At 52.2% G+C, this 26,420-nt stretch carries 27 protein-coding genes and 3 tRNA genes; 19 read left to right on the plus strand and 11 right to left on the minus strand.

Annotated elements, in window-relative coordinates:
* Positions 1-4: 4 nt before the first annotated feature.
* From fliJ to rcsA, 10 genes are all read left to right on the plus strand, one after another.
* Complete coding sequence (fliJ, locus tag QQZ17_RS16930) at positions 5-448, plus strand: flagellar export protein FliJ (RefSeq protein WP_042318278.1); 444 nt, start codon at positions 5-7, stop codon at positions 446-448.
* Positions 445-1,656, plus strand: a complete 1,212-nt coding sequence (fliK, locus tag QQZ17_RS16935; RefSeq protein ID WP_152403959.1) for a flagellar hook length control protein FliK — start codon at positions 445-447, stop codon at positions 1,654-1,656. Before fliJ ends, fliK begins: the two co-directional genes overlap by 4 nt.
* Positions 1,657-1,760: 104 nt before the next feature.
* On the plus strand, positions 1,761-2,225 hold the full coding sequence (gene fliL, locus QQZ17_RS16940) for a flagellar basal body-associated protein FliL (RefSeq protein ID WP_043000286.1): 465 nt from the start codon (positions 1,761-1,763) through the stop codon (positions 2,223-2,225).
* A gap of 4 nt (positions 2,226-2,229) precedes the next feature.
* Complete coding sequence (gene fliM, locus QQZ17_RS16945; protein WP_152403957.1) at positions 2,230-3,234, plus strand: flagellar motor switch protein FliM; 1,005 nt, start codon at positions 2,230-2,232, stop codon at positions 3,232-3,234.
* Positions 3,231-3,644: a flagellar motor switch protein FliN gene (fliN, locus tag QQZ17_RS16950; protein WP_042318274.1), complete on the plus strand. Its 414-nt coding sequence runs from the start codon at positions 3,231-3,233 to the stop codon at positions 3,642-3,644. The genes fliM and fliN overlap by 4 nt, the downstream gene beginning before the upstream one ends.
* Before the next feature lie 2 nt (positions 3,645-3,646).
* Complete coding sequence (gene fliO, locus QQZ17_RS16955) at positions 3,647-4,021, plus strand: flagellar biosynthetic protein FliO (RefSeq protein WP_152403955.1); 375 nt, start codon at positions 3,647-3,649, stop codon at positions 4,019-4,021.
* Positions 4,021-4,758: a flagellar type III secretion system pore protein FliP gene (gene fliP, locus QQZ17_RS16960; RefSeq protein ID WP_043000284.1), complete on the plus strand. Its 738-nt coding sequence runs from the start codon at positions 4,021-4,023 to the stop codon at positions 4,756-4,758. The genes fliO and fliP overlap by 1 nt, the downstream gene beginning before the upstream one ends.
* A gap of 9 nt (positions 4,759-4,767) precedes the next feature.
* Positions 4,768-5,037 carry a flagellar biosynthesis protein FliQ gene (gene fliQ, locus QQZ17_RS16965; RefSeq protein WP_042318268.1) on the plus strand — a complete coding sequence of 90 codons (270 nt, stop codon included), beginning with the start codon at positions 4,768-4,770 and terminating at the stop codon, positions 5,035-5,037.
* 8 nt (positions 5,038-5,045) lie between these two features.
* Entirely contained in the window at positions 5,046-5,840 is a 795-nt protein-coding gene (fliR, locus tag QQZ17_RS16970; protein WP_152403953.1) for a flagellar biosynthetic protein FliR, read from the plus strand.
* 280 nt (positions 5,841-6,120) lie between these two features.
* Positions 6,121-6,744 (plus strand): transcriptional regulator RcsA, encoded by a 624-nt coding sequence (rcsA, locus tag QQZ17_RS16975; RefSeq protein WP_046481259.1) that lies wholly within the window; start codon positions 6,121-6,123, stop codon positions 6,742-6,744.
* Between the two features lie 55 nt (positions 6,745-6,799).
* Here the strand turns inward: rcsA and dsrB are convergent, their stop codons facing one another.
* Positions 6,800-6,988 (minus strand): protein DsrB, encoded by a 189-nt coding sequence (gene dsrB, locus QQZ17_RS16980; RefSeq protein ID WP_046481260.1) that lies wholly within the window; start codon positions 6,986-6,988, stop codon positions 6,800-6,802.
* Between the two features lie 129 nt (positions 6,989-7,117).
* On the opposite strand from dsrB, the gene yodD reads away from it, so the two are divergent.
* Positions 7,118-7,345, plus strand: a complete 228-nt coding sequence (gene yodD, locus QQZ17_RS16985; protein ID WP_042318260.1) for a YodD family peroxide/acid resistance protein — start codon at positions 7,118-7,120, stop codon at positions 7,343-7,345.
* A 290-nt stretch (positions 7,346-7,635) separates the two neighbouring features.
* On the plus strand, positions 7,636-8,451 hold the full coding sequence (locus tag QQZ17_RS16990) for a mannosyl-3-phosphoglycerate phosphatase-related protein (protein ID WP_152403949.1): 816 nt from the start codon (positions 7,636-7,638) through the stop codon (positions 8,449-8,451).
* Here QQZ17_RS16990 and dgcQ read toward each other — a convergent pair.
* From dgcQ to QQZ17_RS17005, 3 genes are all read right to left on the minus strand, one after another.
* Positions 8,448-10,142, minus strand: coding sequence for a cellulose biosynthesis regulator diguanylate cyclase DgcQ (gene dgcQ, locus QQZ17_RS16995; protein WP_152403947.1), 1,695 nt, complete (start codon positions 10,140-10,142; stop codon positions 8,448-8,450). The genes QQZ17_RS16990 and dgcQ overlap by 4 nt on opposite strands.
* A 130-nt stretch (positions 10,143-10,272) precedes the next feature.
* Positions 10,273-10,449: a YodC family protein gene (locus QQZ17_RS17000; RefSeq protein ID WP_152403944.1), complete on the minus strand. Its 177-nt coding sequence runs from the start codon at positions 10,447-10,449 to the stop codon at positions 10,273-10,275.
* Positions 10,450-10,524: 75 nt separating this feature from the next.
* Positions 10,525-11,442, minus strand: a complete 918-nt coding sequence (locus QQZ17_RS17005; protein ID WP_152406300.1) for a DUF808 family protein — start codon at positions 11,440-11,442, stop codon at positions 10,525-10,527.
* Positions 11,443-11,613: 171 nt separating this feature from the next.
* Here QQZ17_RS17005 and yedA point away from each other — a divergent pair, with 171 nt between their 5' ends.
* Complete coding sequence (yedA, locus tag QQZ17_RS17010) at positions 11,614-12,534, plus strand: drug/metabolite exporter YedA (protein WP_152403942.1); 921 nt, start codon at positions 11,614-11,616, stop codon at positions 12,532-12,534.
* Here the strand turns inward: yedA and QQZ17_RS17015 are convergent.
* From QQZ17_RS17015 to drpB, 4 genes are read right to left on the minus strand one after another with little or no spacing between them, the layout of a single operon-like run.
* Positions 12,526-12,993, minus strand: coding sequence for a very short patch repair endonuclease (locus tag QQZ17_RS17015; protein WP_152403940.1), 468 nt, complete (start codon positions 12,991-12,993; stop codon positions 12,526-12,528). The two genes, yedA and QQZ17_RS17015, sit on opposite strands and share 9 nt — an antisense overlap.
* Positions 12,974-14,407 (minus strand): DNA cytosine methyltransferase, encoded by a 1,434-nt coding sequence (locus QQZ17_RS17020; protein WP_152403938.1) that lies wholly within the window; start codon positions 14,405-14,407, stop codon positions 12,974-12,976. The genes QQZ17_RS17015 and QQZ17_RS17020 overlap by 20 nt, the downstream gene beginning before the upstream one ends.
* 50 nt (positions 14,408-14,457) lie before the next feature.
* The gene (locus QQZ17_RS17025; protein ID WP_152403936.1) at positions 14,458-15,156 is read right to left on the minus strand and encodes a phosphohydrolase; all 699 of its coding nucleotides are present in this window, start codon (positions 15,154-15,156) and stop codon (positions 14,458-14,460) included.
* A gap of 52 nt (positions 15,157-15,208) precedes the next feature.
* On the minus strand, positions 15,209-15,478 hold the full coding sequence (drpB, locus tag QQZ17_RS17030; protein WP_152406299.1) for a cell division protein DrpB: 270 nt from the start codon (positions 15,476-15,478) through the stop codon (positions 15,209-15,211).
* Between the two features lie 647 nt (positions 15,479-16,125).
* Here drpB and ompC point away from each other — a divergent pair.
* Positions 16,126-17,313 (plus strand): porin OmpC, encoded by a 1,188-nt coding sequence (gene ompC / locus QQZ17_RS17035; RefSeq protein ID WP_152403934.1) that lies wholly within the window; start codon positions 16,126-16,128, stop codon positions 17,311-17,313.
* 588 nt (positions 17,314-17,901) lie between these two features.
* Positions 17,902-20,745: an autotransporter outer membrane beta-barrel domain-containing protein gene (locus QQZ17_RS17040; protein ID WP_152403932.1), complete on the plus strand. Its 2,844-nt coding sequence runs from the start codon at positions 17,902-17,904 to the stop codon at positions 20,743-20,745.
* A gap of 452 nt (positions 20,746-21,197) precedes the next feature.
* On the opposite strand, the gene QQZ17_RS17045 is transcribed toward QQZ17_RS17040, so the two are convergent.
* Positions 21,198-21,287, minus strand: a tRNA-Ser gene (locus QQZ17_RS17045).
* Positions 21,288-21,380: 93 nt separating this feature from the next.
* Here QQZ17_RS17045 and mtfA point away from each other — a divergent pair.
* Together mtfA and QQZ17_RS17055 are read left to right on the plus strand one after the other, a co-directional pair.
* Entirely contained in the window at positions 21,381-22,178 is a 798-nt protein-coding gene (gene mtfA, locus QQZ17_RS17050; RefSeq protein WP_152403930.1) for a DgsA anti-repressor MtfA, read from the plus strand.
* Positions 22,179-22,278: 100 nt separating this feature from the next.
* Positions 22,279-22,354, plus strand: a tRNA-Asn gene (locus QQZ17_RS17055).
* Between the two features lie 36 nt (positions 22,355-22,390).
* Here the strand turns inward: QQZ17_RS17055 and cbl are convergent.
* Complete coding sequence (gene cbl, locus QQZ17_RS17060; RefSeq protein WP_152403891.1) at positions 22,391-23,341, minus strand: HTH-type transcriptional regulator Cbl; 951 nt, start codon at positions 23,339-23,341, stop codon at positions 22,391-22,393.
* A 101-nt stretch (positions 23,342-23,442) separates the two neighbouring features.
* Positions 23,443-24,360: a nitrogen assimilation transcriptional regulator NAC gene (gene nac / locus QQZ17_RS17065; protein ID WP_152403889.1), complete on the minus strand. Its 918-nt coding sequence runs from the start codon at positions 24,358-24,360 to the stop codon at positions 23,443-23,445.
* Positions 24,361-24,687: 327 nt separating this feature from the next.
* On the opposite strand from nac, the gene QQZ17_RS17070 reads away from it, so the two are divergent.
* Positions 24,688-24,763 (plus strand) — tRNA-Asn (locus QQZ17_RS17070).
* Between the two features lie 161 nt (positions 24,764-24,924).
* Positions 24,925-26,178, plus strand: coding sequence for a tyrosine-type recombinase/integrase (locus tag QQZ17_RS17075; RefSeq protein ID WP_060617310.1), 1,254 nt, complete (start codon positions 24,925-24,927; stop codon positions 26,176-26,178).
* The last annotated feature ends 242 nt before the right edge of the window (positions 26,179-26,420 follow it).

The following is a 26,420-nucleotide window of genomic DNA, read 5'->3' on the forward strand; positions in this document are numbered from 1 at the left end:
GGTCATGGCTGAACATGGTGCACTGGCAACGCTCAAAGATCTCGCCGAAAAAGAGGTAGACGACGCTGCGTTGCTGTTAGGTGAAATGCGCCGCGGTTTTCAGCAAGCGGAAGAGCAGCTCACGATGCTGCTCGACTACCAGAACGAATACCGCAGCAACCTCAACAACGATATGAGTCAGGGGATTGCCAGTAATCGCTGGATTAACTACCAGCAGTTTATTCAAACCCTGGAAAAAGCGGTGGAACAGCATCGCCAGCAGTTAACGCAGTGGACGCAAAAAGTGGATGTGGCGCTGAACAGCTGGCGTGAAAAAAAACAGCGACTTCAGGCCTGGCAGACCTTACAAGACAGACAGAACGCGGCAGCCTTACTGGCTGAAAACCGCCTGGATCAGAAAAAAATGGATGAATTTGCGCAGCGTGCAGCAATGAGGAAACCAGAATGATCACTTTGCCCCAAATGGCCACAACTGACACAGACCTTATCACCGGTCTGTCGTCCGGGAAAACGGCGGACTCCGCCCAGGATTTTCTGGCCCTGTTGGCCGGCGCGTTAGGCGCAGGCGACGCACAGGGTAAAGACGCGCCGCTGACGTTAGCCGATTTGCAGGCCGCCGGCGGCAAGCTGCAAAAGGGCCTGTTGACGCAGGACGGCGACTCCTCGCAGGCCGTTAAGCTGGCCGACCTGTTAGCCGCCAAAGAGGGACAGTCTGAAGAGGTGCAAAAAGGGTTGAGCGACGCACAGGCTCTGCTGTCCGCGCTGACCCCCACGCAGAAGAACAGTGCGCTGGCAGCTCTGCGCCAGACCGCACAAAATAATGAAGACACCTCAGCACTCAGCGATGACGATCTCGCCAACCTTAGCGCCCTTTTCGCCATGTTGCCGGGTCAACCGGGAATGACGACACCGCCGGTAACCGTCGGTGAGAAAGTGAGTGCACTGAGTGCTTCGCTTAGCGCCGATCCCCGCTCGCTCGCGCAGGGCGCAGGCAGTTCATTGACCCGTGACGACGCGAAAAAGGGCAAAGTGGATAGCACACCGCAGGTTATCGCTGCGGAAAACGCTAAAGGTCAGGTGGTCACCTCGCCTGTGGTGGCTGCTGCCGCCGCAAACGCCGAGATCGACAGCACGCCTTCCCCCGTGACGCCGGGCATTGCCATGACCACCGCCACGCATTCCGCATCGCAGCCGCCGCCCACCAGCGCGGCACCAGTTCTGAGCGCACCGCTGGGCAGCCATGAATGGCAACAATCCCTGAGTCAGCACATCACGCTATTTACCCGCCAGGGTCAGCAGAGTGCGGAACTGCGTCTGCATCCGGAAGATCTCGGTCAGGTACAGATCTCGCTTAAGCTTGATGATAACCAGGCACAGCTACAGATGGTTTCAGCCCATAGCCACGTTCGCGCGGCGCTGGAAGCCGCCCTACCGACGCTGCGCACACAGCTGGCAGAAAGCGGCATTCAGTTGGGGCAAAGCAGCATCAGCAGCGAGAGTTTCGCCGGCCAGCAACACTCCTCTTCCCAACAGCAGCAAACGGCTCGCACACAGGGACAGGCTCTGCACATGGCCGATGACGAGAGTGAGCTGGCCGTTCCCGCTTCACTCCAGTCCGCCGCACGCGGTAACGGCGCCGTCGATATCTTCGCCTAACGCCAGAGGTAGCATGATTATCCGCGTCTTTTCCACGCTTTGCCGTGGTCAGGACACGGGATAATCAGCCGATAAGCTGTACCGAAACAGGAAGCCCGTATCAGATGACTGATTCCGCGATTAGCAAAAAGAGCAAACGCTCAATTTGGATCCCGCTGCTGGTAATCATTACCCTTGCCGCCTGCGCAACCGCAGGCTATAGCTACTGGCGTATGCAGCAGCATCCCACCCCGGCGGCGAATGAACCACCGCCACCGCCTGCACCGGTGTTCTTCGCCCTGGATACGTTTACCGTCAATCTGGGCGATGCGGATCGCGTACTGTATATCGGCGTGACGTTGCGGCTGAAGGATGAAGCCACGCGCACGCGCCTGAACGAATATTTGCCGGAAGTCCGTAGCCGTCTGCTGCTGCTGTTTTCTCGTCAGGACGCCAACGCGCTGTCTACCGAAGAAGGTAAGCAAAAATTGATCGCGGCGATTAAAGAGACGCTTTCCCCTCCGCTCGTTGCCGGACAACCCAAACAGGACGTTACCGACGTGCTGTACACAGCTTTCATTCTGCGGTAAAGACATGGGCGACAGTATTCTCTCTCAGGCTGAAATCGATGCGCTGTTGAACGGTGACAGCGACACGAAAGACGAGCCGACTCCGGGTATCGCGGGCGAAAGTGAAATTCGCCCGTACGATCCCAATACCCAACGTCGTGTGGTGCGCGAGCGTCTGCAAGCGCTGGAGATCATCAACGAACGTTTTGCCCGTCAGTTCCGGATGGGGCTGTTTAACCTGCTGCGTCGTAGTCCGGATATTACCGTGGGCGCGATCCGCATTCAGCCGTATCACGAGTTTGCCCGCAACCTGCCGGTGCCGACCAACCTGAACCTGATCCACCTGAAGCCGCTGCGCGGTACGGGTCTGGTGGTGTTCTCGCCAAGCCTGGTGTTTATCGCCGTCGATAACCTGTTTGGCGGTGACGGACGCTTTCCGACGAAAGTGGAAGGCCGCGAGTTTACCCACACCGAGCAGCGCGTTATCAACCGCATGCTGAAACTGGCGCTGGAAAGCTATAGCGACGCGTGGAAGGCCATCAATCCGCTGGAAGTGGAGTACGTGCGTTCTGAGATGCAGGTGAAATTTACCAACATCACTACGTCGCCGAACGATATCGTGGTTAACACCCCTTTCCATGTCGAGATTGGCAACCTGACCGGTGAGTTCAACATCTGTCTGCCATTCAGCATGATTGAGCCGCTGCGCGAACTGCTGGTGAACCCGCCGCTGGAAAACTCCCGTAATGAAGATCAGAACTGGCGCGACAATCTGGTGCGTCAGGTTCAGCACTCCGAGCTGGAGCTGGTGGCGAACTTTGCCGATATTCCGCTGCGCCTTTCTCAGATATTAAAACTGCAACCCGGCGATGTGCTGCCGATTGAAAAACCAGACCGCATTATTGCTCATGTGGACGGTGTGCCTGTACTGACCAGCCAATACGGCACGGTTAACGGTCAGTACGCGTTACGCGTGGAACATTTGATTAACCCGATTTTGAATTCGCTGAATGAGGAACAGCCCAAATGAGTGACATGAATAATCCGTCTGATGAGAACACTGGTGCATTGGACGATCTGTGGGCTGACGCGTTGAACGAGCAAAAAACGACCACCAGCAAAAGTGCTGCCGATGCCGTTTTCCAGCAGCTTGGCGGTGGCGATGTCAGCGGCACGCTGCAGGATATCGACCTGATCATGGATATTCCGGTCAAGCTGACCGTCGAATTGGGCCGCACGCGCATGACCATTAAAGAACTGCTGCGCCTGACGCAGGGCTCCGTGGTGGCGCTGGACGGTCTGGCGGGTGAACCGCTGGATATCCTGATCAACGGCTATCTGATCGCCCAGGGTGAAGTTGTGGTCGTTGCCGATAAATACGGCGTACGCATTACCGACATCATCACCCCGTCCGAGCGTATGCGTCGTCTGAGCCGTTAGTCATGAAAACCCAGGCCACTGTTCAACCGCCTTCCGCCGTCCCGGGGTCCCCCCTGATGCAGGTTAGCGGCGCGCTGTTGGGCATCATCCTGTTGATCCTGGCGGCCGCCTGGGTCATCAAACGTCTGGGCTTTGCGCCGAAAGGCAGCCATGCGCGCGGACTGAAAGTTTCCGCCAGTACCTCGCTGGGTCCGCGCGAACGCGTGGTGATTGTCGAGGTTGAGGACGCGCGACTGGTGCTTGGCGTCACGGCGTCAAACATCAGTGTGCTGCATACCCTCCCCCCGGCCCCTGTTGTGCCAGAAGAGACACCGTCTGCTCCTGCCGATTTTCAGGCCATGATGAAGAGTTTGCTTAAGCGTTCCGGGAGATCCTGATGCGCCGTTTGTTATCCCTTACGCTGACCGGTTTATGGCTTATCAGCCCCGCCGCACTGGCGCAACTTCCCGGTCTGGTGAGCCAGCCCCTGCCTGGCGGCGGTCAGAGCTGGTCGCTTCCCGTACAGACGCTGGTTTTCATCACCTCGCTGACCTTTATTCCGGCCATTTTGCTGATGATGACCAGCTTTACCCGCATCATCATCGTCTTCGGTCTGCTGCGCAATGCGCTTGGTACGCCGTCTGCACCGCCAAACCAGGTGCTGCTGGGGCTGGCGCTGTTTCTGACCTTTTTTATCATGTCGCCGGTTATCGACAAGATTTACGTCGAGGCGTATCAGCCATTCAGCGAAGAGAAAATTTCGATGCAGGAAGCGCTGGATAAAGGGGCACAGCCGTTGCGTGAATTTATGCTACGCCAGACCCGCGAAGCCGATCTGGCCCTGTTCGCCCGTCTGGCAAACAGCGGCCCGCTTCAGGGGCCAGAAGCCGTACCGATGCGCATTTTGCTACCCGCCTATGTGACCAGCGAGCTGAAAACCGCTTTTCAGATCGGCTTTACGATATTCATCCCTTTCCTGATTATCGACCTGGTGATAGCCAGCGTACTGATGGCGCTGGGGATGATGATGGTTCCTCCGGCAACCATTGCCCTACCGTTCAAACTGATGCTGTTCGTGCTGGTTGATGGCTGGCAACTGCTGGTGGGTTCGCTTGCACAAAGTTTCTACAGTTAGAGGCAAAAAATGACACCCGAATCGGTCATGATGATTGGCACCGAGGCCATGAGAGTTGCCCTCGCCCTTGCCGCCCCCCTGCTGTTGGTCGCGCTGGTGACGGGGCTTATCATCAGTATCTTGCAGGCCGCCACGCAGATTAACGAAATGACGCTGTCGTTTATCCCGAAAATCGTGGCGGTGTTTACGGCTATCATCGTAGCCGGGCCGTGGATGCTGAACTTGCTGCTGGATTACGTGCGCACGCTGTTCACCAATCTGCCGTACATCATCGGATAAGACGACGGATGTTGCAGGTAACCAGCGATCAATGGCTGCAGTGGCTAAGCCTCTATTTCTGGCCGCTGCTGCGCGTACTGGCGCTGATCACCACCGCACCTATCCTCAGTGAACGCGCGGTCCCTAAACGGGTGAAACTGGGGCTGGGGATCATCATCACCATCGTCATTGCCCCTTCTTTGCCGCCTAACGATGTGCCGATTTTTTCGTTTAACGCGTTATGGCTGGCAATGCAGCAAATCCTGATCGGCATCGCGCTGGGCTTTACCATGCAGTTTGCCTTTGCGGCGGTGCGTACGGCGGGTGAGATTATCGGTTTGCAGATGGGGCTTTCCTTTGCCACTTTTGTCGATCCGGCCAGCCACCTGAATATGCCGGTGCTTGCCAGAATCATTGATATGCTGGCGATGCTGTTGTTTCTGACCTTTGACGGTCATCTGTGGCTGATTTCACTGCTGGTTGACACGTTCCACACCCTGCCTATTGGCGGCAATCCGGTGAACAGCAACGCGTTCCTGGCGCTGGCCAGAGCGGGGAGTCTGATCTTCCTCAACGGCATGATGCTGGCGCTGCCGGTGATCACTATGCTGCTAACGCTGAACCTGGCGCTGGGATTACTAAACCGTATGGCACCGCAATTATCCGTATTTGTGATTGGCTTTCCGCTCACCCTGACCGTGGGTATCACATTAATCGCGGCATTAATGCCGTTGATTGCGCCGTTTTGCGAACATCTATTTAGCGAAATTTTCAATTTATTAGCTGATATTGTTAGTGAATTACCCGTTAATAATAGTCCATAATGTTTATCGTGTTTTTCTAAGGATTATCCGAAAGTCATTCAGTAAAAACATCTACCAGGATAACTCTCACGCGCTTTATTTGTTTTTATCTCTCTCACATAACGCAACATTTACTTTACTTTAAGACAATTCCAGGCAAATTATACGTAACTTTACGGGATAGTAAGTCCGCCTGAAAACCGCATATGCGTCTCATTAGGTGAAGCATTCGATTCCGTTAAGTTGTGATGAGATATTCAGGTAAGGGGAATTATCGTTACGCATTGAGTGAGGGTAAGCCATGTCAACGATTATTATGGATCTATGCAGTTACACCCGGCTAGGTTTGACCGGGTATCTGGTAAGCAGAGGGGTGAAAAAAAGGGAAATCAACGACATCGAAACCGTTGACGAACTCGACATCGCTTGTGACACACACCAACCTTCTGTGGTGTTTATTAATGAAGACTGTTTTATCCATGATCCAGCCAACAGTCAGCATATAAAGCAAATCATTAATCAGCATCCCAATACGCTATTTATTGTTTTTATGGCAATTGCCAATGTCCATTTTGATGAATATCTATTAGTCAGAAAAAACTTATTGATCAGTTCAAAATCAATAAAGCCAGAATCACTGGACGATCTCCTTGGCGATATTCTGAAAAAAGAGACGGACTCCGCCGGGGTAATAAATTTACCGACGTTATCATTAAGTCGTACTGAGTCCAGCATGCTGCGCATGTGGATGGAAGGCCAGGGAACAATTCAAATTTCAGATCAAATGAACATCAAGGCGAAAACGGTGTCATCCCATAAGGGGAATATAAAACGAAAGATAAAGACGCATAACAAACAGGTTATCTATCATGTCGTCAGACTGACCGATAACGTGACCAACGGTATATTTGTTAACATGCGATGAGACGTCCCGACTGGTGGATGTCCCACCAGCCGGGCTTACATCGACCGTCGTAATCCTACTCAACCTTCTCCACAAAGATACCATCCTGATGCCCTGACTCGTTAAAGAACCAGATGCCGAGCGGGTAGTCTTCCAGCGAAACCAGGTACATTGTGCCTTCACTAAACTCTTCCACTGCCAGTACCACGCCAGGGCGACGAGAACCGCCGTCCGTTTTGACTGTGACCCGATCATTCACCTTCATCATTATCCTCCTGTGGCTTTGTGCCAGTGTAGAACAAAAACTGCCGCCTGACAGCGTCTGACCGGTTCAATTGCGGGTTTTCTCAACGGTCTATACTTAGTCTGTGGCACGGTTAATGACGAGGTTGAAATGAAGACCGCGAAAGAGTACAGCGATACCGCAAAACGTGAAGTCAGCGTCGATGTTGACGCGTTGCTGGCGGCGATTAATGAAATCAGCGAGAGCGAGATTCATCGTAGCGGAAACGATCCGGACAGAGTCAGCGTGGATGGTCGCGAGTATCATACATGGCATGAATTAGCCGAGGCGTTTGAGTTGGATATCCATGACTTTAGCGTCACGGAAATTAATCGCTAACCGGCAGCGAAAAAAATCCCGACCCTGACGGGTCGGGATGAAACTTGCTTATGCAAGAAGCACTTGAAAATTCGTTACACCAGGAAATCTGATGTACGCTAAACCTTATCCGCAATTTTTTTGCATGACAAGCAAATATTTTTCAGACAAATGATTAATCCTTCTAATGGTTAGGGCGGACAGGCTGTCAGCGCTCATGATGACGGGATCGATCCCAATTCCCTGTCAGGCAAAATACCCTATTTTTAGGATTTATCCAGAATACCGCGACTAACGTGACGGGAATAAAAATGCTTTCACTCGACGCTCCACTGCTGATTTTTACCGATCTCGATGGCACGCTGCTGGACAGTTATACCTATGACTGGCAACCCGCTGCCGACTGGCTCGCTCGCCTGCGTGAGAAAAATATTCCCGTGATCCTGTGCAGCAGTAAAACCGCCGCAGAAATGCTGCACATCCAGAAGTTACTCGGCTTACAAGGACTACCGCTGATTGCTGAGAATGGCGCCGTGGTTGAACTGGACAGCCGCTGGCAGACGCATCCTGACTTTCCGCGTCAGATCTTCGGGGCCTCACATGCTGAAATTAGCGCCGTACTGAGTAAACTTCGTGCCCGCTCCGCGTTTAAATTCACAACGTTTGATGATGTCGATGAGTCCACGATCGCCGAATGGACCGGCTTGTCACCTGCCCAGGCCAGTTTAACGCGCCTGCATGAGGCCTCTGTCACCCTGATCTGGCGCGACAGCGATGAGCGCATGGCCGAGTTTGCCCGACAACTAAACGATCTGGGATTGCAGTTTGTCCACGGCGCCCGCTTCTGGCATGTCCTGGACATCACATCAGGAAAAAACTATGCGGCGAACGGGCTGATTGATCTCTATCAGCGCCAGTGGAAGAGACGCCCGGTCACCGTTGGCCTCGGCGATGGCCCGAACGACGCTCCTCTGCTTGAAGCGATGGATTACGCGGTGATCGTCAAAGGACTGAATCGCGAAGGGGTGGTTTTACGCTCCGACAGCGCGGTGCAGGTTTACCGCACACAGCATAAAGGGCCCGAAGGCTGGCAAGAGGGTATGACCAGGCTGTTCACTGCGCCTTAGCCCCGATCCGCCGCGCAAACCCGGTTACGTCCCGCCTGTTTTGCCTGGTAGAGTCTGCGGTCCGCCAGCGACTGGAGTTGCTCAAAATCGTAGTCCCCGGTTTCCTGGGTGCTACTCACCCCGAGTGAGGCACTTATCCGCAGCGTTGCGCTTTTCGCCACCAGAATCTCTTTCTCATTCAGCCGCTGGCGGATACGTTCAGCTATCTGCTCCGCCTGCGCCAGAGACGTTTCTGGCAGAACCACACAGAACTCCTCCCCGCCCACGCGGCCGGCAACATCATAAGTACGCAATGTGCCGCTGATTAAACCTGCGGCATGCGTTAACACCCGATCCCCGGCCTGGTGGCCAAAACGGTCGTTGATGCTTTTGAAGTGATCCAGGTCGATCTGAATAACCGACAGCGGTTGTTTTTGCGTTCGACAACGCTGGGTCAGCTGTTTGGCTTTTTCAAACAGCGCCCCGCGGTTATACAAGCGGGTCAGCGTATCGTGCCATGCCTGCCACTGAAGTGAACTTTGCAGCACAAACATATTGCTGACCATATGGCGAATAACCACCCAGGAGATGATCAGCATCGCGGTGAACAGCGCCCACAGTAACGCCAGCGCAATACTGATGCTGCCGAAATCGCCGTGTACTCCTTCGCTTAAGGTATGTACCCGCACCAGCACACCATCAAAATGGTCCAGCCGTTCCCAGCTAATATAGCGGCTCCCCATGCGCAAACCGCCTACCGTATCCTGCTCAATATCATGCGCCAGCATCGCCAGTTCGCGCTCGTCAAACGTCTTTGCATTTCTCAGTTCCGGCGTTGAGGCTGCCAGCAGTTTCAGTTTACTGTCGTAGAGTTGGTACTCCCCTTCCACATCCTTGTCGATAGCCTCATCCATAAACCGTTCTACCGCTGAAACGGGGATCGTCATCGCCAGCACCCCGAGCCAGTAATAGTTGTTATCCAACGGTACACTGACGGTTACACGCTGTTGCTCATAGCTGAGTTCGGGTGACGGCGAGGTAAACCAGCGCACGCCGCGCGTCCGGTTTTTTCGCTGCGACTGCTCGGTAAACCAGGGTTGAATCACGTAGTCGTAGTAGCGGGTGGTAATTTCGCTCGAGAGCGATGTCGGCAGCGTGGAGACGTAAAATCCCGCGCGTGAGACATACATCGCCTGTAGTGACAGGGACGCGCGGGTGATCGCCAGGCGCAGCAGATAGCCGACTTCCAGCGCGGCAGTCAGTTCGTTATCCAGCGATTCGTTGTCACGCGAGAGCAACTGAGTTTGATTCACAAACGAATCAGAAACGCCATTCAGCGGCAGCGTTCGTCGCTTATCCAGTTCTAGCTGCCAGACGCGCGAATGACGTAACTGTTCAAAATGGGTAACCGCATCTTTTAAGACGGAAAATCCCAGTGGGGTGATCAGCGCCTCGTGCATCCCGTCACGCAGAAACAGCAGTTTATCCACATTGAATTGCAGTTGCTTGTCGAGGGCGTTGGCGACATTTTCCAGATGATTGCGCTGGCTTGAGATATAAGCGTCTTCCAGGACAACCACTTCCCGCCAGGTCAGCAGGGTTGAAAAGAGCATGACGATCAGAAAACAGAGATTCACGACATGGCCAGGGCCGAGTCGCCGCGCCAGCGTTTTCAGCCAGCCCCAGTTTTCCATCGTTGTTTCGTGCGGCACTCTGACCACTCCCTACTCGCGATTGCTTTCCTAATCCTGGCATAACTCAGTACGTTACGTATTATGGCCGTCACGTATTTTTTGAATTTAAGAAAACGCCCGACAGTCGCCGGGCGTTTAGGCATCAGGCTCATTCACACCGTTGTCTGGCATCACCGGAAACGAGTTCATTCTCATGGAATGCTTTTCGCTTGACGCCAAACCCATCATACCACCGACACTCCACCATACCGCTGGAATAGCCGGTGACAATCATGCGTGGACCGCCCTCTTTCACAGTCACTTCCTCACTGACCGAAAAAACCATGTTACCTCCTGTATACAGTGAACGTTTTCACCTTAGACGAGGATGTCTGGTTTTGCCTCATTGTGGGGAAGACTTTTAGTGCGCCACCCCGCGCACTCTGGCCACGGCTTTTACCAGCAGCACGACGATCGCGCCGATGATAAAGCCCAGCACCAGATTAAGAAGCGTCGGCAAAATCAATGCCACCACGGCGCTTTGCTGTTGGGCGAACTGTTCAATGGCATGATGTAACGGCGCAACGCCGTGCACCACAATCCCGCCGCCCACCAGGAACATCGCCAGCGTGCCAACCACCGACAATGATTTCATCAGCCACGGCGCGACAACCAGCAAACCTTTACCTAACGCCTGCGCCAGCACGCTGGTTTTTTCCGCCAGCCAGTAGCCCATATCATCCAGCTTAACAATCAGTCCGACCAGGCCATAAACGCCAATTGTCACCACCAGCGCGATCCCCGACAGGACCAGCACCTGATTGAGCAACGGCGCCTCGGCCACAATCCCCAGCGTGATCGCCACAATCTCCGCAGAGAGAATAAAGTCGGTTCGCACCGCGCCTTTGATTTTATCTTTTTCAAACGCCAGCGGATCCTGCGCCGCCAGCGCTTCCAGCCGCCGTTGTCGTTCAGCCGGATCTTCTTTGTGTTTTCGCGATTCGAGGGTATGCAGAACTTTCTCCACCCCTTCAAAACAGAGGAAGGCGCCGCCAATCATTAACAACGGGGTAATAGCCCAGGGAATAAAGGCACTGATGAGCAACGCCAGCGGCACAAGGATCACTTTGTTGACGAGCGAGCCTTTCGCCACGCTCCAGACCACCGGCAGCTCACGATTCGCTCTAACCCCCGTCACCTGCTGCGCGTTAAGCGACAGGTCATCCCCCAGAACGCCAGCGGTTTTCTTCGCGGCCAGTTTGCCCATCATCGAGATGTCATCCAACAGCGTGGCGATATCATCGAGTAAGGTCAGTAAGCTACTTCCTGCCAAAATTATTCCCTCATTTTTTTCTTCTTGAAGCGTTAAGTATGGAGTAAAACGCATAAGCCTGAAACTGGCATCATTCGTCAACATTTTTCTAACAAGATGCGTGAATTATATCGCTCGCCAGTCCGATAGTTTTCGCGTTTACTATGTCGCTTGTTAGCGTTTCTCACGTGAGGGATTATGCGTTTCAGGCAGTTGTTACCGCTTTTCAGCGCACTGTTCGCGCTGTATATCATCTGGGGTTCCACCTATTTCGTCATCCGTATCGGTGTGGAGAGTTGGCCGCCGCTGATGATGGCTGGCGTCCGTTTTCTCACCGCCGGGGGAGTGTTAACCGCCTTTTTACTGTTGCGCGGTCATAAACTTCCGCCGCTTCGCCCGCTGCTTAACGCGGCGCTGATTGGTATTTTACTGCTGGCCGTCGGCAACGGCCTGGTCACGGTGGCAGAGCATCAGGACGTCCCCTCCGGCATCGCGGCGGTCGTGGTGGCAACAGTCCCACTGTTCACCCTGTGCTTCAGCCATTTCTTTGGCATCAAAACCCGCAAGCTGGAGTGGATGGGGATTGCCATTGGCCTGGCGGGGATCGTGATGCTCAACAGCGGTGGCAACCTGAGCGGCAATCCGTGGGGGGCGATATTGATTCTGATTGGTTCAATCAGTTGGGCGTTTGGTTCCGTCTACGGTTCCCGCATTACACTGCCGACAGGAATGATGGCGGGTGCCATTGAGATGCTCGCCGCCGGGATCGTGCTGATGTGTGCTTCGCTTATCAGCGGTGAAAAACTGACCGCGCTACCGTCACTGTCAGGCTTTCTGGCGGTCGGCTATCTGGCGGTGTTTGGATCCATCATCGCCATCAACGCCTATATGTATTTGATCCGTAACGTCAGCCCCGCACTGGCAACCAGCTACGCCTACGTGAACCCGGTCGTTGCGGTGTTACTGGGGACGGGACTGGGAGGTGAACGTCTGGCACTGATTGAATGGCTGGCGTTGGGGGTTATCGTTTTTGCGGTGGTTCTGGTGACGCTGGGGAAATATCTTTTCCCTGCCAAACCGACGCTTGACGCGGTGGAAAACGAAAAAACGTTACAGTAAATGCATCCCCTGAGTGTCGATCTGCGCGGGCGAGCCTCCGCCGCAGATCCATTCTTCAAGACGTTCAGACAGCGCAACGTCAGCGAGCTTCTCCCGCCCTCGTAATGCACATTCCCAAACGATCAGCACCCGCCAGCCAAGTACCTGCAAACGCTGGATATCACGGCGATCGCGCTCCACGTTTTTACCGATCTTATCCAGCCAGAAGTCTGTGCGCGTAGCCGGCACTTTAAACAGGTAGCAATGATGGTGATGCCAGAAACAGCCGTGGGTAAAAATCACGCAGCGGTATTCATCCAGTACAAAATCGGGACGCCCAGGCAGCGATGCATCCTGAACGCGATAGTCGAGTCCCTGCTCCGCCAGCAGTCCCGCCAACCGTTTTTCGATGGCAGTATCGCGGGTCGCGATGGCCCGCATATTTTTACTGCGCGTTGCCTTATCGTGAACGTCCGCCATGCACGTTCTCTTGCTGGCGTAACGCGACAGCTGCTTTAATTTTCTCTTCCAGCAACGTCGCCACGGCGGCGAATGCGGGCACCACGACGGAGTTACCAAACTGGCGATAGGCCTGGGTGTCAGAAACGGGGATACGGAACTGGTATCCCTGCGGCGATTCAAAACCCATCAGCCGCGCGCACTCTCTCGGGGTTAAGCGGCGTGGACGATGCTGCTGGTTTTGCGGATCGTCGAAGTTTACTTCCCCGGCAGCAAAATCCCAGCCACGGTCGATCAGGATTTCTGCACCATCTTTGTAATAGCGCGCGGAAAGCGTGCGCGTCACACTATTCGGATTCGCGGGATAGACCATGCCGTAGCCAAAACCGTTGCCTTTCGCCTGATGCTTTTTCGCGTAGCGGTAGAGATATTTCCATAGAACGGGCGTCAGTACATATTTGGCTTCGACTACCGGTTCTAACAGCTCCGCCAGAGTAGTGCGCCGCTGAGGATAACGCGTCCTGATATCACGCAGGGTAAAATCGCGCTTCAGATTCAGATCGCGACGAAATCCAACCAGCACAATACGCTCCCGGTGCTGTGGCAAGAAATGTTTGCCATCTATAATTTTCGGATCGTCCGGGCCGTTATCCTCTGCATCAGCGACGTCGTAGCCCAGCTCATCCAGCGTTTGCATAATGATGCGGAACGTTTTGCCCCGATCGTGACTCTTCAGGTTCTTCACATTTTCCAGAACGAAAATCGGCGGACGGCAGGCGTCAATGATGCGCACGACGTCAAAGAACAATGTTCCCTGGGTATCGCAGGCAAAGCCATGGGCTCGTCCCAGCGCATTTTTCTTCGACACGCCGGCAAGCGAAAATGGCTGACACGGGAAGCCTGCCAACAGGACATCGTGCTGAGGCACATGCTGGCGAATATGTTCTGCCGCCTGACTGTCGCTAACGCCTTCGTGATGGCTGAGCGTGATATCGCGAATGTCTTCATTAAAATGGTGGCTCGCCGGGTCGCAGTAATAGTTGGCTTTATAGGTGCGCACCGCATGTTTGTTCCACTCGCTGGTAAACACGCACTGCCCGCCTATCGCTTCAAATCCGCGACGAATACCGCCAATGCCAGCAAAGAGATCAATAAACCGAAAGGCATAGTGAGGATGGTGCGCAGGCGGCGTGGGCAACAGAGAGCGTAAAAACGCCGACTCTCGTTCGCTTAATCGATGCCATGCCGAGGCATTCGCCACCACGCGTTTTAAAATAGCCGGACTCCAGTGGTTCTCGCCGATTCCATTCAGGTGAGCCACCAGCGTTTTAACATCATAAATTTCCAACAATTTCGCCAACAGCGCCTGCACAGCGTCTGCATTGCTGTCTGTCGCGGGAACCAGCGAACCTGTTACTGAAAGATTTTGCTGCATATCGTCAACCGGCCAAAAAAGAGTGTCGTCAGGTTAACATAAAATTGGCTTTACGAGTGGCTGGGGCGAAATGCGTGGATCACCACAGGATCGACAGACTCATACTCCCCTTTTAGCTCAGCACTCAGTTTTGCCATGTAGTTTACCAGGAACGCCGCATTATGCCGGGCCAGTTCACGTCCACGCTCGGTTTGCATGGTGCCGGGCAACGCCAGTAGTTTGGTCTGGAAGTGATCGAGGGCGAACTGTTTATCGTTAAGCGCACGCCGCTCTGCAAAGGGATCTTCACCATCAAAAAGCGCCACGCCTAACGCGCCCGAAACCGCAAAGACCCGTGCCAGCCCTATCGCGCCCAGCGCCTCAAGTCTGTCAGCATCCTGAACGATTTTTGCTTCCAGAGTAAGCGGGACAATGTTCGCGCTAAAACTGTGGGCCTCGATCGCATGGCAAACCGACGCCAGTCGCGGTTCGGGGAAGGTCGGAAAGTCCTGGATGAGGATACGGCAAGTTTCAGCAGCCGCCAGAACCGACGAGCGATGGCGATCCGGATGATTTTTGGCAAGACTGACAATGTCATGGAAATAACAGGCTGTCAGCACGACCAGCCCATCTACGTCCTGTCCTTCCATCAGTTTCCGGGATGTTGCCCAGACGCGGCGAAAATGAAAGATATCATGCGCGGTATCCTGCCGGGTGTGATGGTTACCTAGCCACGCTTCAAATTGTGATTGCCAGTGCTGAAGATCCACATTGCCTCCCGTACGTTAAGAAACGCTACAGTAGCAAGTTTCTCCCGTGTCTTCACGTTGGCTGACGGCGCGGACGCGTATACCAGGCGATGCCGCCGAGGATCAATCCCACCAGCCCGAGTACCAGAAAACCCAGCAGAGCGCCCATCCATTTCCCACTGGTTGAGCCAAGTGAGCTTTCGAATCCAGCAACCTGAATCGACTCGATGTGGCTGATCACCCACACGTAGCGAAGCATGGCCCAGACAAAGTAAACGCAGAAAGCGTAAAACACCCACAATGCCAGTTTTCCGCCCAGACTCCGTGTTGCTCTTTCTTCCATACTGCTCAAGGGAAACTCCATTTTTGTAATGTGACTCAAAAAAGATCATTGCTCATTTTTGTGATTATAATCACATTTTTATGTTATGTGTGCCACAACACCACCGCCAGTCATTGATTTTGCATATGTATTGATCCAGGGCAATTTTAGTTATGTCACAAAAATCCTCTGCTACTTCCCGCGGTATTAGTAATCGCCCTGTTTTCCGTTTATTTACTCATATTGCAAACAAATAAAACATTCACCCCACCATCCCGTTTTTTTTTATATTATCCATATCATTATGAACGAGTCATTAGCCTTTTTATCGTTAAATTAACTTGTTTTTATAACCAACTCCTATGCCAGTTTCCTTATTATTATCCCAGACTGATTGATACACGCTCACTCAGTAATTATTCAAATGATTAATGCTATCAAATGAAATCATAAACATTTAATATAACACCATAATAAATGTGAATGTTTTTTAAATAAACCATATAAAATTAATTATAAAAAACCAAAATGAAATATTTGGAAATATTTAAAATACAATTGTTACATGTTATTTTTAAAATAAAATGAACTCTATAGAATAGTATCCAACGTGTTCTTCTGGAAAGGGGAATATATTCACGTGAATTATCATCATAAGGGAAAACATAATGAAAAGAAAAGTATTGGCAATGCTTGTTCCTGCATTACTTATTGCTGGCGCGGCACATGCAGCTGAAGTCTATAATAAAAATGGCAATAAAGTAGATCTCTACGGAAAAGTGGATGGTTTACACTATTTTTCAGACGACAGCGGCAGCGATGGCGATCAGACCTACGCCCGTCTTGGCTTCAAAGGCGAAACCCAGATCATGGACCAACTGACCGGCTACGGTCAGTGGGAATACAACATCCAGGCCAATGGTACCGAAGGCGACAAAGGCGATTCCGCAACTCGTCTGGCCTTTGCCGGTTTAGGTTTCGGCCAGAATGGTACCTTTGACTATGGTCGTAACTACGGCGTGATTTACGACGTAGAAGCCTGGACCGATATGCTGCCAGAATTTGGTGGCGACAGCTACACTCAGACCGATGTGTATATGCTGGGTCGTACTAACGGTGTTGCCACCTACCGTAATAAAGATTTCTTCGGTCAGGTTGATGGCCTGAACTTTGCGCTGCAATATCAGGGTAACAATGAAGGTTCAGGCGGATTCGCTGGGCAAGAAGGTTCTGGTAACAGCACCAACCGTAAGCTGGCTCAAGAAAACGGCGACGGTTTCGGTATGTCCACCTCCTACGACTTTGACTTTGGTCTGAGCCTGGGCGCGGCTTACGCCAATTCCGATCGTACCGATAATCAGGTTACTCGTGGTTATGGCGATCGTTCCCATGCCAACAACTATGCTGGCGGTGAAACAGCAGAAGCCTGGACCCTGGGTGCGAAATACGACGCGAACAATATCTATCTGGCCACGATGTATGCTGAAACCCGCAACATGACTTACTACGGCAGTGGCAAAGGTGAAACAACTGGCGGTATCGCTAACCAGACTAAAAACTTTGAAGCGGTCGCGCAATACCAGTTCGATTTCGGTCTGCGCCCATCCATCGCCTACCTGGTATCTAAAGGTAAGGAACTGGGTGGTCAGGATCACGATGGTGATGGTAACCCACGTTACACCGACAAAGATCTGGTGAAATATGTTGATGTAGGTATGACTTACTACTTCAACAAAAACATGTCTACCTACGTTGATTACAAAATTAACCTGCTGGACAATGATGACCACTTCTATGCAGACAACGGCATCGCGACTGATGACGTGGTTGCCCTGGGCTTAGTGTATCAGTTCTAATTTCCAGAATGATGTCAGGCCCGCTTCCGGCGGGCTTTTTTGTACCTCTTATACTCATTCCACGGCAGAATTCCCGCCTTGACCGTACGCGAAACCGCACCTGAGCATGGTTTGGTAAAACTCCCGCGTAGAAATTCACTCACCAAAAGAGACTGCTGATGTTTTTGCATTTTCTTATTATTAAGAATGTAAAAACAGCCAACACTTTATTGCTCCGGTTTAAAATAAAACAATAAATTAGAAAATTCGACAAGCAAATAAGACTTTTACCAAAATATTTATCCAATGATATCGCCGAACTTTTTGACAACATTTTTTGACCTATTTATAGTCACTGCATGGAATAAAGTACGACGGCAGGCATGAGAACAGTTTATTCTTAACGCACTCTCGCAAGAGGGAAGCTAAAAACCCCTTAATTTTCAGCCTTTCTGATAACATCCGGCAATAGAGAACTATTCTCCAGCCTCTCGTCTTAACCGCATCATATAAATAACCCGGTGATGATGGGAGAAAACATTATTGCCCCACGTATGCAAAATGACAGGGTTCATAGTACCCGCAGTCTGGGTACTATACAGGAGTAGTATGAGCATCAAACAACACAATGAAAATACTGGGGCCGATCGCCTCACTGAATTTAAAATACGTTCTGCCTCAATTCAACTGGCGACGATCGGCGCTATTGGTTTGAATGCCATTGTCTTTTCGCCATTAGTGGTTGCTGCTGATTTAGGCAGTCAAAATGGTACCAATATTACAGTTAATGATGGTGACAGAATTACAGGAGATAACGTCGATCCTTACGGGAGCATCTATGGCGTAATGACCCCTACAGGCAATACTCCTGGCAACATCAACCTGGGTAATAATGTTACCGTCAATGTCAACGACCCCTCCGGATATGCAAAGGGGATCATTCTTCAGGGTGACAACAGCACCCTGACAGCTAACCAACTGACAGTAAACGTTGTCGGTCAGACCGCTGCCGTCGGCATTACCTTAAATGGTAACTATACGCATGCTGACTTAGGTACGGGCAGCACCATTAAAAGTAACGGTAACGGCGTCATTGTTGGCCATAGCTCTACGCTATTAGCCAGCCAACTCTCCATTGAAAACGCGAACGGAACAGGCTTAAGCATCAACGACTATGGCAGCAGTGCCGATCTTGGTAGCGGAAGCCAAATCAAAACCGAGGGTGGCTCAGGGGTTTATATCGGTGGTCTCAACGGTAATTCAGCTAACGGTGTTGCACGTTTTACCGCGACAGATCTGACGATCGATGTTCAGGGTAACAGCGCCTTAGGCATAAACGTACAGAGAAACTCTGTTGTCGACCTGGGAACAAACAGCATCATTAAAACCAATGGCAGCTATGCGCACGGCATCTGGAGCTTTGGCCAGGTTAATGCGAGTGGACTCACAGTGGATGTGAATGGTACTGACGCCAATGGAATTGAAGTGCGTGGTGGAACGACCACTATCGGTGAAGGCAGCCACATTTCTTCCGCCCTGGGGGGTGGACTCGTGACCAGCGGCACAGGCGCAACGATCAATTTTTCCGGTTCGACAGCGCAACGGAACAGCATACTCTCTGGCGGTTCTTACGGTGCCTCTGCCCAGAGCGCAACGGCCGTTATCAACTTGCAAAACACCGACATTACGGTGGATCGCAATGGCAGCCTGGCGCTGGGTTTGTGGACACTTGGCGGCGGTAAAATAACCGGTGATAATCTGAGTATCACTGGCACGGCGGGAACCCGGGGGGTTTACGCCATGACTAACAGCCAGATCGATCTGACAAACGATTTGGTCATTGATATGAGCACGCCCGACCAGATGGCCATCGCGACTCAACATAACGATGGCTATGCTGCCAGTCGAATCAACGCCTCGGGACAAATGCTGATCAATGGCAGCGTACTTTCCAGAGGTGGGGTGATCAATCTGGACATGCATTCCGGATCTGTCTGGACGGGTTCCTCCTTCAGCGACAATATCAATGGCGGGACACTGGACGTCGCAATGGATAATAGCGTCTGGAACGTGACGAGCCATTCCAACCTCGATACGCTGGCGCTGACTCATTCAACCGTCGATTTTGCCAGCCACGCCTCAACCGCCAGCGCATTTACCACGTTAAACGTCGCGAACCTGAGCGGTAGCAGCACTTTTGTTATGCGTGCCGATGTCGTTGGCGAGGGGGATGGCGTTAATAACGCAGGAGATTTACTGAATGTCAGCGGAAGCAGTGCCGGTAATCACGTATTGACCATCCGCAACCAGGGCAGCGAGGCGACAACGGGAAATGAAGTCCTGACCGTTGTCCAGACTCCCGACGGTGCGGCCTCATTCACCGCTTCTTCTCAGGTTGAGCTGGGGGGATATCTGTATGATGTGCGTAAAAATGGGACCAACTGGGAACTTTACGCTTCCGGGACAGCTCCGGAGCCGGCTCCTGATCCAACACCAGATCCGGCTCAGCCTCCCGTCGTAAAACCCTCTCCCGCGCCTAAGCCAACCACGACCGCAGATGCTGGCGGCAATTATCTCAACGTCGGTTATCTGATGAACTATGTCGAAAACCGCACGCTGATGCAACGGATGGGCGACCTGAGAAATCAGAGCAAGGAAGGTAATATCTGGCTTCGCGGTTACGGGGGAAGCCTGGACTCTTTCGCCAGTGGCAAACTGAGCGGCTTTGACATGGGTTACAGCGGTATACAGTTTGGCGGAGATAAACGTCTCTCTGATGCAACGCCGTTGTATGTGGGTCTGTTTATTGGTTCAACGCGCGCGTCGCCAGACTATCGCGAAGGCGATGGTACTGCACGTTCAGACTACATGGGGATGTACGCCAGCTACATGGCACAAAGCGGATTTTACAGCGATCTGGTTGTAAAAGCGTCACGCCAGAAAAATAGCTTTCATGTACTGGACAGCCAGAACAACGGCGTTAGCGCCAGCGGTAGCACCAATGGATTCAGCGTCTCTCTGGAAGCCGGGCAGAAATTCAGCCTGAACCAACCTGGTCATGGGTTCTATATTGAACCACAGGCCCAGTTCACTTACAGCGACCAAAATGACATGGATATGAAGGCGAGTAATGGCCTCAATATCCATCTGAGCCACTACGATTCGATGCTGGGGCGTGCCAGCATAGTACTGGGGTATGACGTCACCGCAGGTAACAGCCGGTTGAATATGTATGTGAAGACCGGCGGTATCCGTGAGTTTTCAGGGGATACAGAGTATCGGCTGAACCGCTCCCGGGAGAAACACAGCTTCAAAGGTAATGGCTGGAACAACGGCGTGGGTGTGAGTGCACAGTTCAACAAGCAGCACACGCTCTACCTCGAAGCCGATTACACGCAGGGAAATGCTTTTGATCAGAAGCAAGTCAACGGCGGATATCGCTTCAGCTTTTAAGCGCGATGCGGGGAGTGAAGCCGGGATGGACGGATAAAGCATTGTCCTTAACACGAGCTAAAAAGCGCCAGAAAGTGTCATCATTATTTGAAATATATCAATTTCAAAACAATCAACAGAATGCGAAGGTGCGCCAGCACCTCTGCATCTTCCACCACAATGCAGTTGATGCAACACCCTTTCACAGGCACGTTTAAAAGCGCCCTGGCGGGCACGACTGCGACCAGGTCTCGCCAGTTTGCACATCATGGGTGAAAGCGGACGCAGACCACAAAATGAAACATCAGGTTCATGTTCAGGATCGCAAAGTCAGAATATTCACAGCCCTGTATCTTCCTGTTTTGGGTAAATCGGAAGATGATGATGGCGCGAAAAACACCGGATGGGTATACCAACACGATACCAAGTGTGACGGGCGTCGTTGAAAGGAACGTAGCTAACTGCTTGAATAGTGGCGGAGAGAGGGGGATTTGAACCCCCGGTAGAGTTGCCCCTACTCCGGTTTTCGAGACCGGTCCGTTCAGCCGCTCCGGCATCTCTCCGTTTTGATGGTTGCCATCATGCCAGGTAATTTGGCATTTTAACAGACCCTGTCCCTTCAATTTTGTTCAAGTGACGAGTTTGCGAGCAAAACGATGATTAAGTGGCCCTGGAAAGCACAAGACTCCGCGCAAAATGAATCTGCCCAGTGGGAGGAAGCCCTTGCGATCCCCCTGCTTGTGACCTTGACTGCGCAAGAACAAGCCAGACTCATTGCGCTGGCAGAGCGATTCCTGCAACAAAAAAGGCTGGTCGCCCTTCAGGGTTTCGAACTCGACTCGCTGAAAAGCGCACGCATCGCTCTGCTTTTCTGTCTACCGGTTCTGGAACTGGGTATCGAATGGCTGGATGGCTTTCATGAAGTGCTGATCTACCCTGCTCCCTTTGTTGTCGATGACGAATGGGAAGATGATATTGGCCTGGTCCATAACCAGCGCGTCGTTCAGTCCGGACAAAGCTGGCAGCAAGGGCCGATCATCCTGAACTGGCTGGATATTCAGGACTCTTTTGACGCCTCAGGATTTAACCTGATTATTCATGAAGTTGCCCATAAACTGGACATGCGTAATGGCGATCGCGCCAGCGGCATCCCGCTGATTCCTCTGCGGGAAGTTGCCAGTTGGGAACATGACCTACACGCCGCTATGAACAATATTCAGGATGAAATTGATCTGGTCGGTGAAACCGCGTCGAGTATTGACGCCTATGCGGCAAGCGATCCGGCGGAATGTTTTGCCGTCCTGTCAGAGTATTTCTTCAGTGCCCCGGAGCTCTTTGCGCCACGGTTCCCCGCGCTGTGGCAACGCTTCTGCCAGTTTTATCAGCAGGATCCTCTGCAACGCCTTCGTGATAGCGAAGACGATGACTCGTATAACCCCGCGCAGGTTCACTGATCCCTCGCATTGAGGATTAATTAACCACTTGAAAAGGCGTGCTAATTTTACTGTTGACACGCCGTAGTGAGGTCAGTATCATGCGCCTCGTTCACACGATTCCTCTGTAGTTCAGTCGGTAGAACGGCGGACTGTTAATCCGTATGTCACTGGTTCGAGTCCAGTCAGAGGAGCCAAATTTAAAGAAGCCCGCTTTTTAGCGGGCTTTTTGCTTATATCTGATAATCAATTGCGACGTCATCAGGCTCCATCACCTGTCGCTTTATATCCTCCACGGACAGTCCCGCATTACAGAGTTCGATAAACCGCCAGACATAGTTGCGTTGGAGTTGCCCACGTTTCAGTCCCAGCCAGACGGTGTTAGCGTCAAACAGATGCCGGGTATCCAGACGCGTCAGCGTCCCCTCTTCCTGTTCACCGCTGGATTGCTCCGCCACCAGACCAATCCCCAGTCCTAACGCGACATAGGTTTTAATCACATCAGAATCCTGCGCGCTGAGGACAATATCAGGCAGCAACCCCTTGCGTGCAAAGGCTTCATCAATGCGGGAACGTCCTGTGATCCCTTGTCGATAGGTGATCAACGGCCAGTGGGCTATCGACTCCAGCGTCACCGGCGAAACCTGGCTCAACGGATGATTGTGCGGCACTAACAGGCTATGATGCCAGCGGAACCAGGGGAATGCGACCAACAGAGGATCGTTGCTCAGGCGCTCACTGGCGATACCAATATCCGCCCCGCCATTTTGCAGTAACGTCTCTATTTCCTGCGGCGTCCCCTGGATTAATTCCAGACGGACTTCCGGGAACAATTCGCGGAAGGCTTTAATGACACCCGGCAGGCTGTAGCGTGCCTGCGTGTGCGTCGTGGCGATGGTTAACACGCCAGAGGTGTCATTGGTGAACAAATCCGCCAGTCGCCGTACGTTACTGGCTTCATTGAGAATGCGCTCGGCAATGACCAGCAGCGCCTTACCTGGTTCAGTCATTCCAAGCAGACGTTTACCCCGACGGATAAATATCTCGATCCCAAGCTCATCTTCTAACTCACGAATATGCCGACTTACCCCTGACTGCGAGGTAAAGAGCATATTGGCGACTTCCGTCAGGTTGTAATCCTGACGTGCTGCCTCACGGATAATTTTAAGCTGCTGGAAATTCACTCGTTGCTCCGGATACATCAGACATGCTGCTATTGTTAGAGTCTGATGTCCGGCATAACAAATAATAAAAACCCGTATCTTATTCCATCATGGAATAACGCTTAGCTGACCAACTGCAACTCGCGGTTATCCAACGCTGGGCTGCTGACCAGCGACATCAGGATCTCTTTCACCGCCTGTGCCTGTGGCGACAAACTCCCCCTTGCCGACATATTCAGCGACAGCGACAGACTCATCGACGGCGAGGTAATTCGCGCCATCCAGCCATTCGCCGCGCCACACAGGGAACGCGCGGCGGATTCCGGCAACACCGTCACGCCCATGCCGCTGGCAATCGCCGCGGTCAGCGTGGCTATCGACTCAATTTCGCCAATGACTTTCGCCGTTAAACGACGCAGCGAGAAGGCTTCATCGACCCGCAAACGGACTGCGCTGTAGTCGCGAGGGAGAAAAAGATTCATCTGTGCGACAGCGGTAAGATCCACGCTCTGCCCAGGGCAGTCACGGGTGCCGACAAGGAAGAGGTCTTCTTTTAACAGAGGTTGACTGGTAATACCTGCCAGCGGGGAACGCTCATAGAGCACCGCCATATCCAGTTGACCATTCAGCAGTTTATCGTTCAGTACGGCACCGCTGTTTTCATGCAGATACACCAGCACTTCGGGCAATTCTGCCCGCACCGCCTGCAAGAGCGGCATGGTGACCGACGACGCAGCCGTCCCCGGCGCAAGACCAATCGACACCTGCCCCGTTAAGGTCTGTCCAACGTTATAGACGGCTAACTGTGCCTGTTCGCACTGACGAAGGATCGTCCGCGCATGCGTGTAGAGAATTTTTCCTGCTTCAGTGGGCGTCACACCTCGTTTGGTGCGAATTAACAGTTGCTGATTGAGCTCACCTTCCAGTGTGGCAACCTGCTGACTCAGCGCGGGTTGTGCGATGTGCAATACTTCAGCGGCCTGCGTCAGGCTACCAATATCGACAATTTTCACGAAATATTTCAATCGTCTGAAGTTCATTTTGCCTCCTGTCCGGAATGCCAAAACCTGTGCTGGCAGTGATGTCAGGAGAGAATTGCAAGATGCTTGCCAGTTTCGGATAAGATCAAAAATTCGCGTTAACCACCCGTAAAATAAGCATTTATGATTGTTATCGGTAATATCGATTTCAGTCAACGTTTTCCGATCTGCCCCATCCGGGGTAGGCTCGCACCAGAATGGGGCAAAACCGGCTGGAGATCGAAAGTTCGCCGCTTTGCTGGTTTTGTCAGCAAACAGACGCACAATCGCATTTCCCCCTTTGACAACCCCAATTGTCGTCGCTAATATGCGCCTCGTTCACACGATTCCTCTGTAGTTCAGTCGGTAGAACGGCGGACTGTTAATCCGTATGTCACTGGTTCGAGTCCAGTCAGAGGAGCCAATTTCTTGCTTTTATGCATCCTTGCGAATTCTTATTTTATTTTGATTCAACAGGTTAGCGTGAAAACTCTTCCCGATGTATTTTGATTTTACCCTCCGCATCGGGGAAAATTGGTGGTCAAATCTGGGGTCAGGTTAGTTCGATAATGGAGTGACCCCCATATGTCCCTTACCGACGCGAAAATCCGCAGTCTCAAGCCTTCTGATAAACCCTTTAAAGTCTCCGATTCCCACGGTCTGTATCTGCTGGTCAAGCCGGGTGGCTCCCGTCACTGGTATCTCAAGTATCGTATTAACGGTAAAGAATCCCGAATTGCGTTGGGTGCCTATCCTGCCATCTCCCTGTCTGATGCGCGACAGCAGCGTGAAGGAGTCCGTAAAATGCTGGCGCTGAATATCAATCCGGTACAGCATCGGGCTGCTGAACGTGGCTCACTAACAGCGGAGAAAGTGTTTAAAAACGTGGCGCTGGCGTGGCATAAAAGTAACAGGAGATGGTCGCAGAACACCGCTGACCGTCTGCTTGCCAGCCTGAACAATCACATCTTTCCAGTAATCGGGAACCTGCCTGTATCAGAACTTAAACCTCGTCATTTCATTGACCTGCTGAAAGGGATCGAGGAAAAAGGTCTGCTGGAAGTTGCGTCCCGCACGCGGCAGCACCTCAATAACATCATGCGCCATGCGGTCCATCAGGGTTTAATCGACACCAACCCGGCAGCAAACCTTGGCGGCGTGACCACACCTCCTGTCAGACGGCACTATCCTGCCCTGCCACTGGAGCGGCTGCCTGAACTGCTTGATCGTATTGAGGCATATCATCAGGGCCGTGAGCTGACGCGATTGGCCGTCCTGCTAATGCTGCATGTGTTCATTCGCTCCAGTGAACTGCGTTTCGCCCGCTGGTCAGAGATTGATTTCACAAACAGAGTATGGACGATACCCGCGACGCGAGAACCCATTATTGGCATGCGTTATTCCGGGCGCGGGGCCAAAATGCGAATGCCGCATATCGTCCCCCTCTCAGAACAGTCCATCGCCATTCTGAAACAGATTAAGGATATCACCGGTAATAATGAACTGGTCTTCCCCGGCGACCATAACCCGTATAAGCCAATGTGTGAAAACACGGTCAATAAGGCACTGCGGGTGATGGGCTACGACACGAAAAAGGATATCTGTGGCCACGGCTTTCGGGCGATGGCATGCAGTGCGTTAATGGAATCGGGTTTATGGGCAAAGGACGCAGTAGAACGCCAGATGAGTCATCAGGAGCGCAATACCGTGCGCATGGCTTATATTCACAAGGCAGAACATCTGGAAGCCCGCAAGGCGATGATGCAGTGGTGGTCCGATTATCTAGAAATGAATCGTGAAAGCTATGTCGCACCCTATCTTTATGTTCAACAAAATTAGATAATAACAGGCTGTTAATCGATAAGATATAGCAAGCAATCAAATCCTCGATCGATAAATTTTTTTTGGATTTATAATAGGCCCTGTTGGGCCTATTATTTTATGTTCGATTCTATAGAATTAAATAATGACTGCAGGAAGTTGTTCCTTGCCATCACCTCAAAAAAAATTACTTTAAAAAAATAACTACTACGAGAAGGATTTCTTTATTACAAAATTAACTTTGCTAAGAAAAATTATTT

Source organism: Citrobacter sp. T1.2D-1 (genome assembly GCF_950098555.1).
Classification (GTDB): domain Bacteria; phylum Pseudomonadota; class Gammaproteobacteria; order Enterobacterales; family Enterobacteriaceae; genus Citrobacter_A; species Citrobacter_A telavivensis.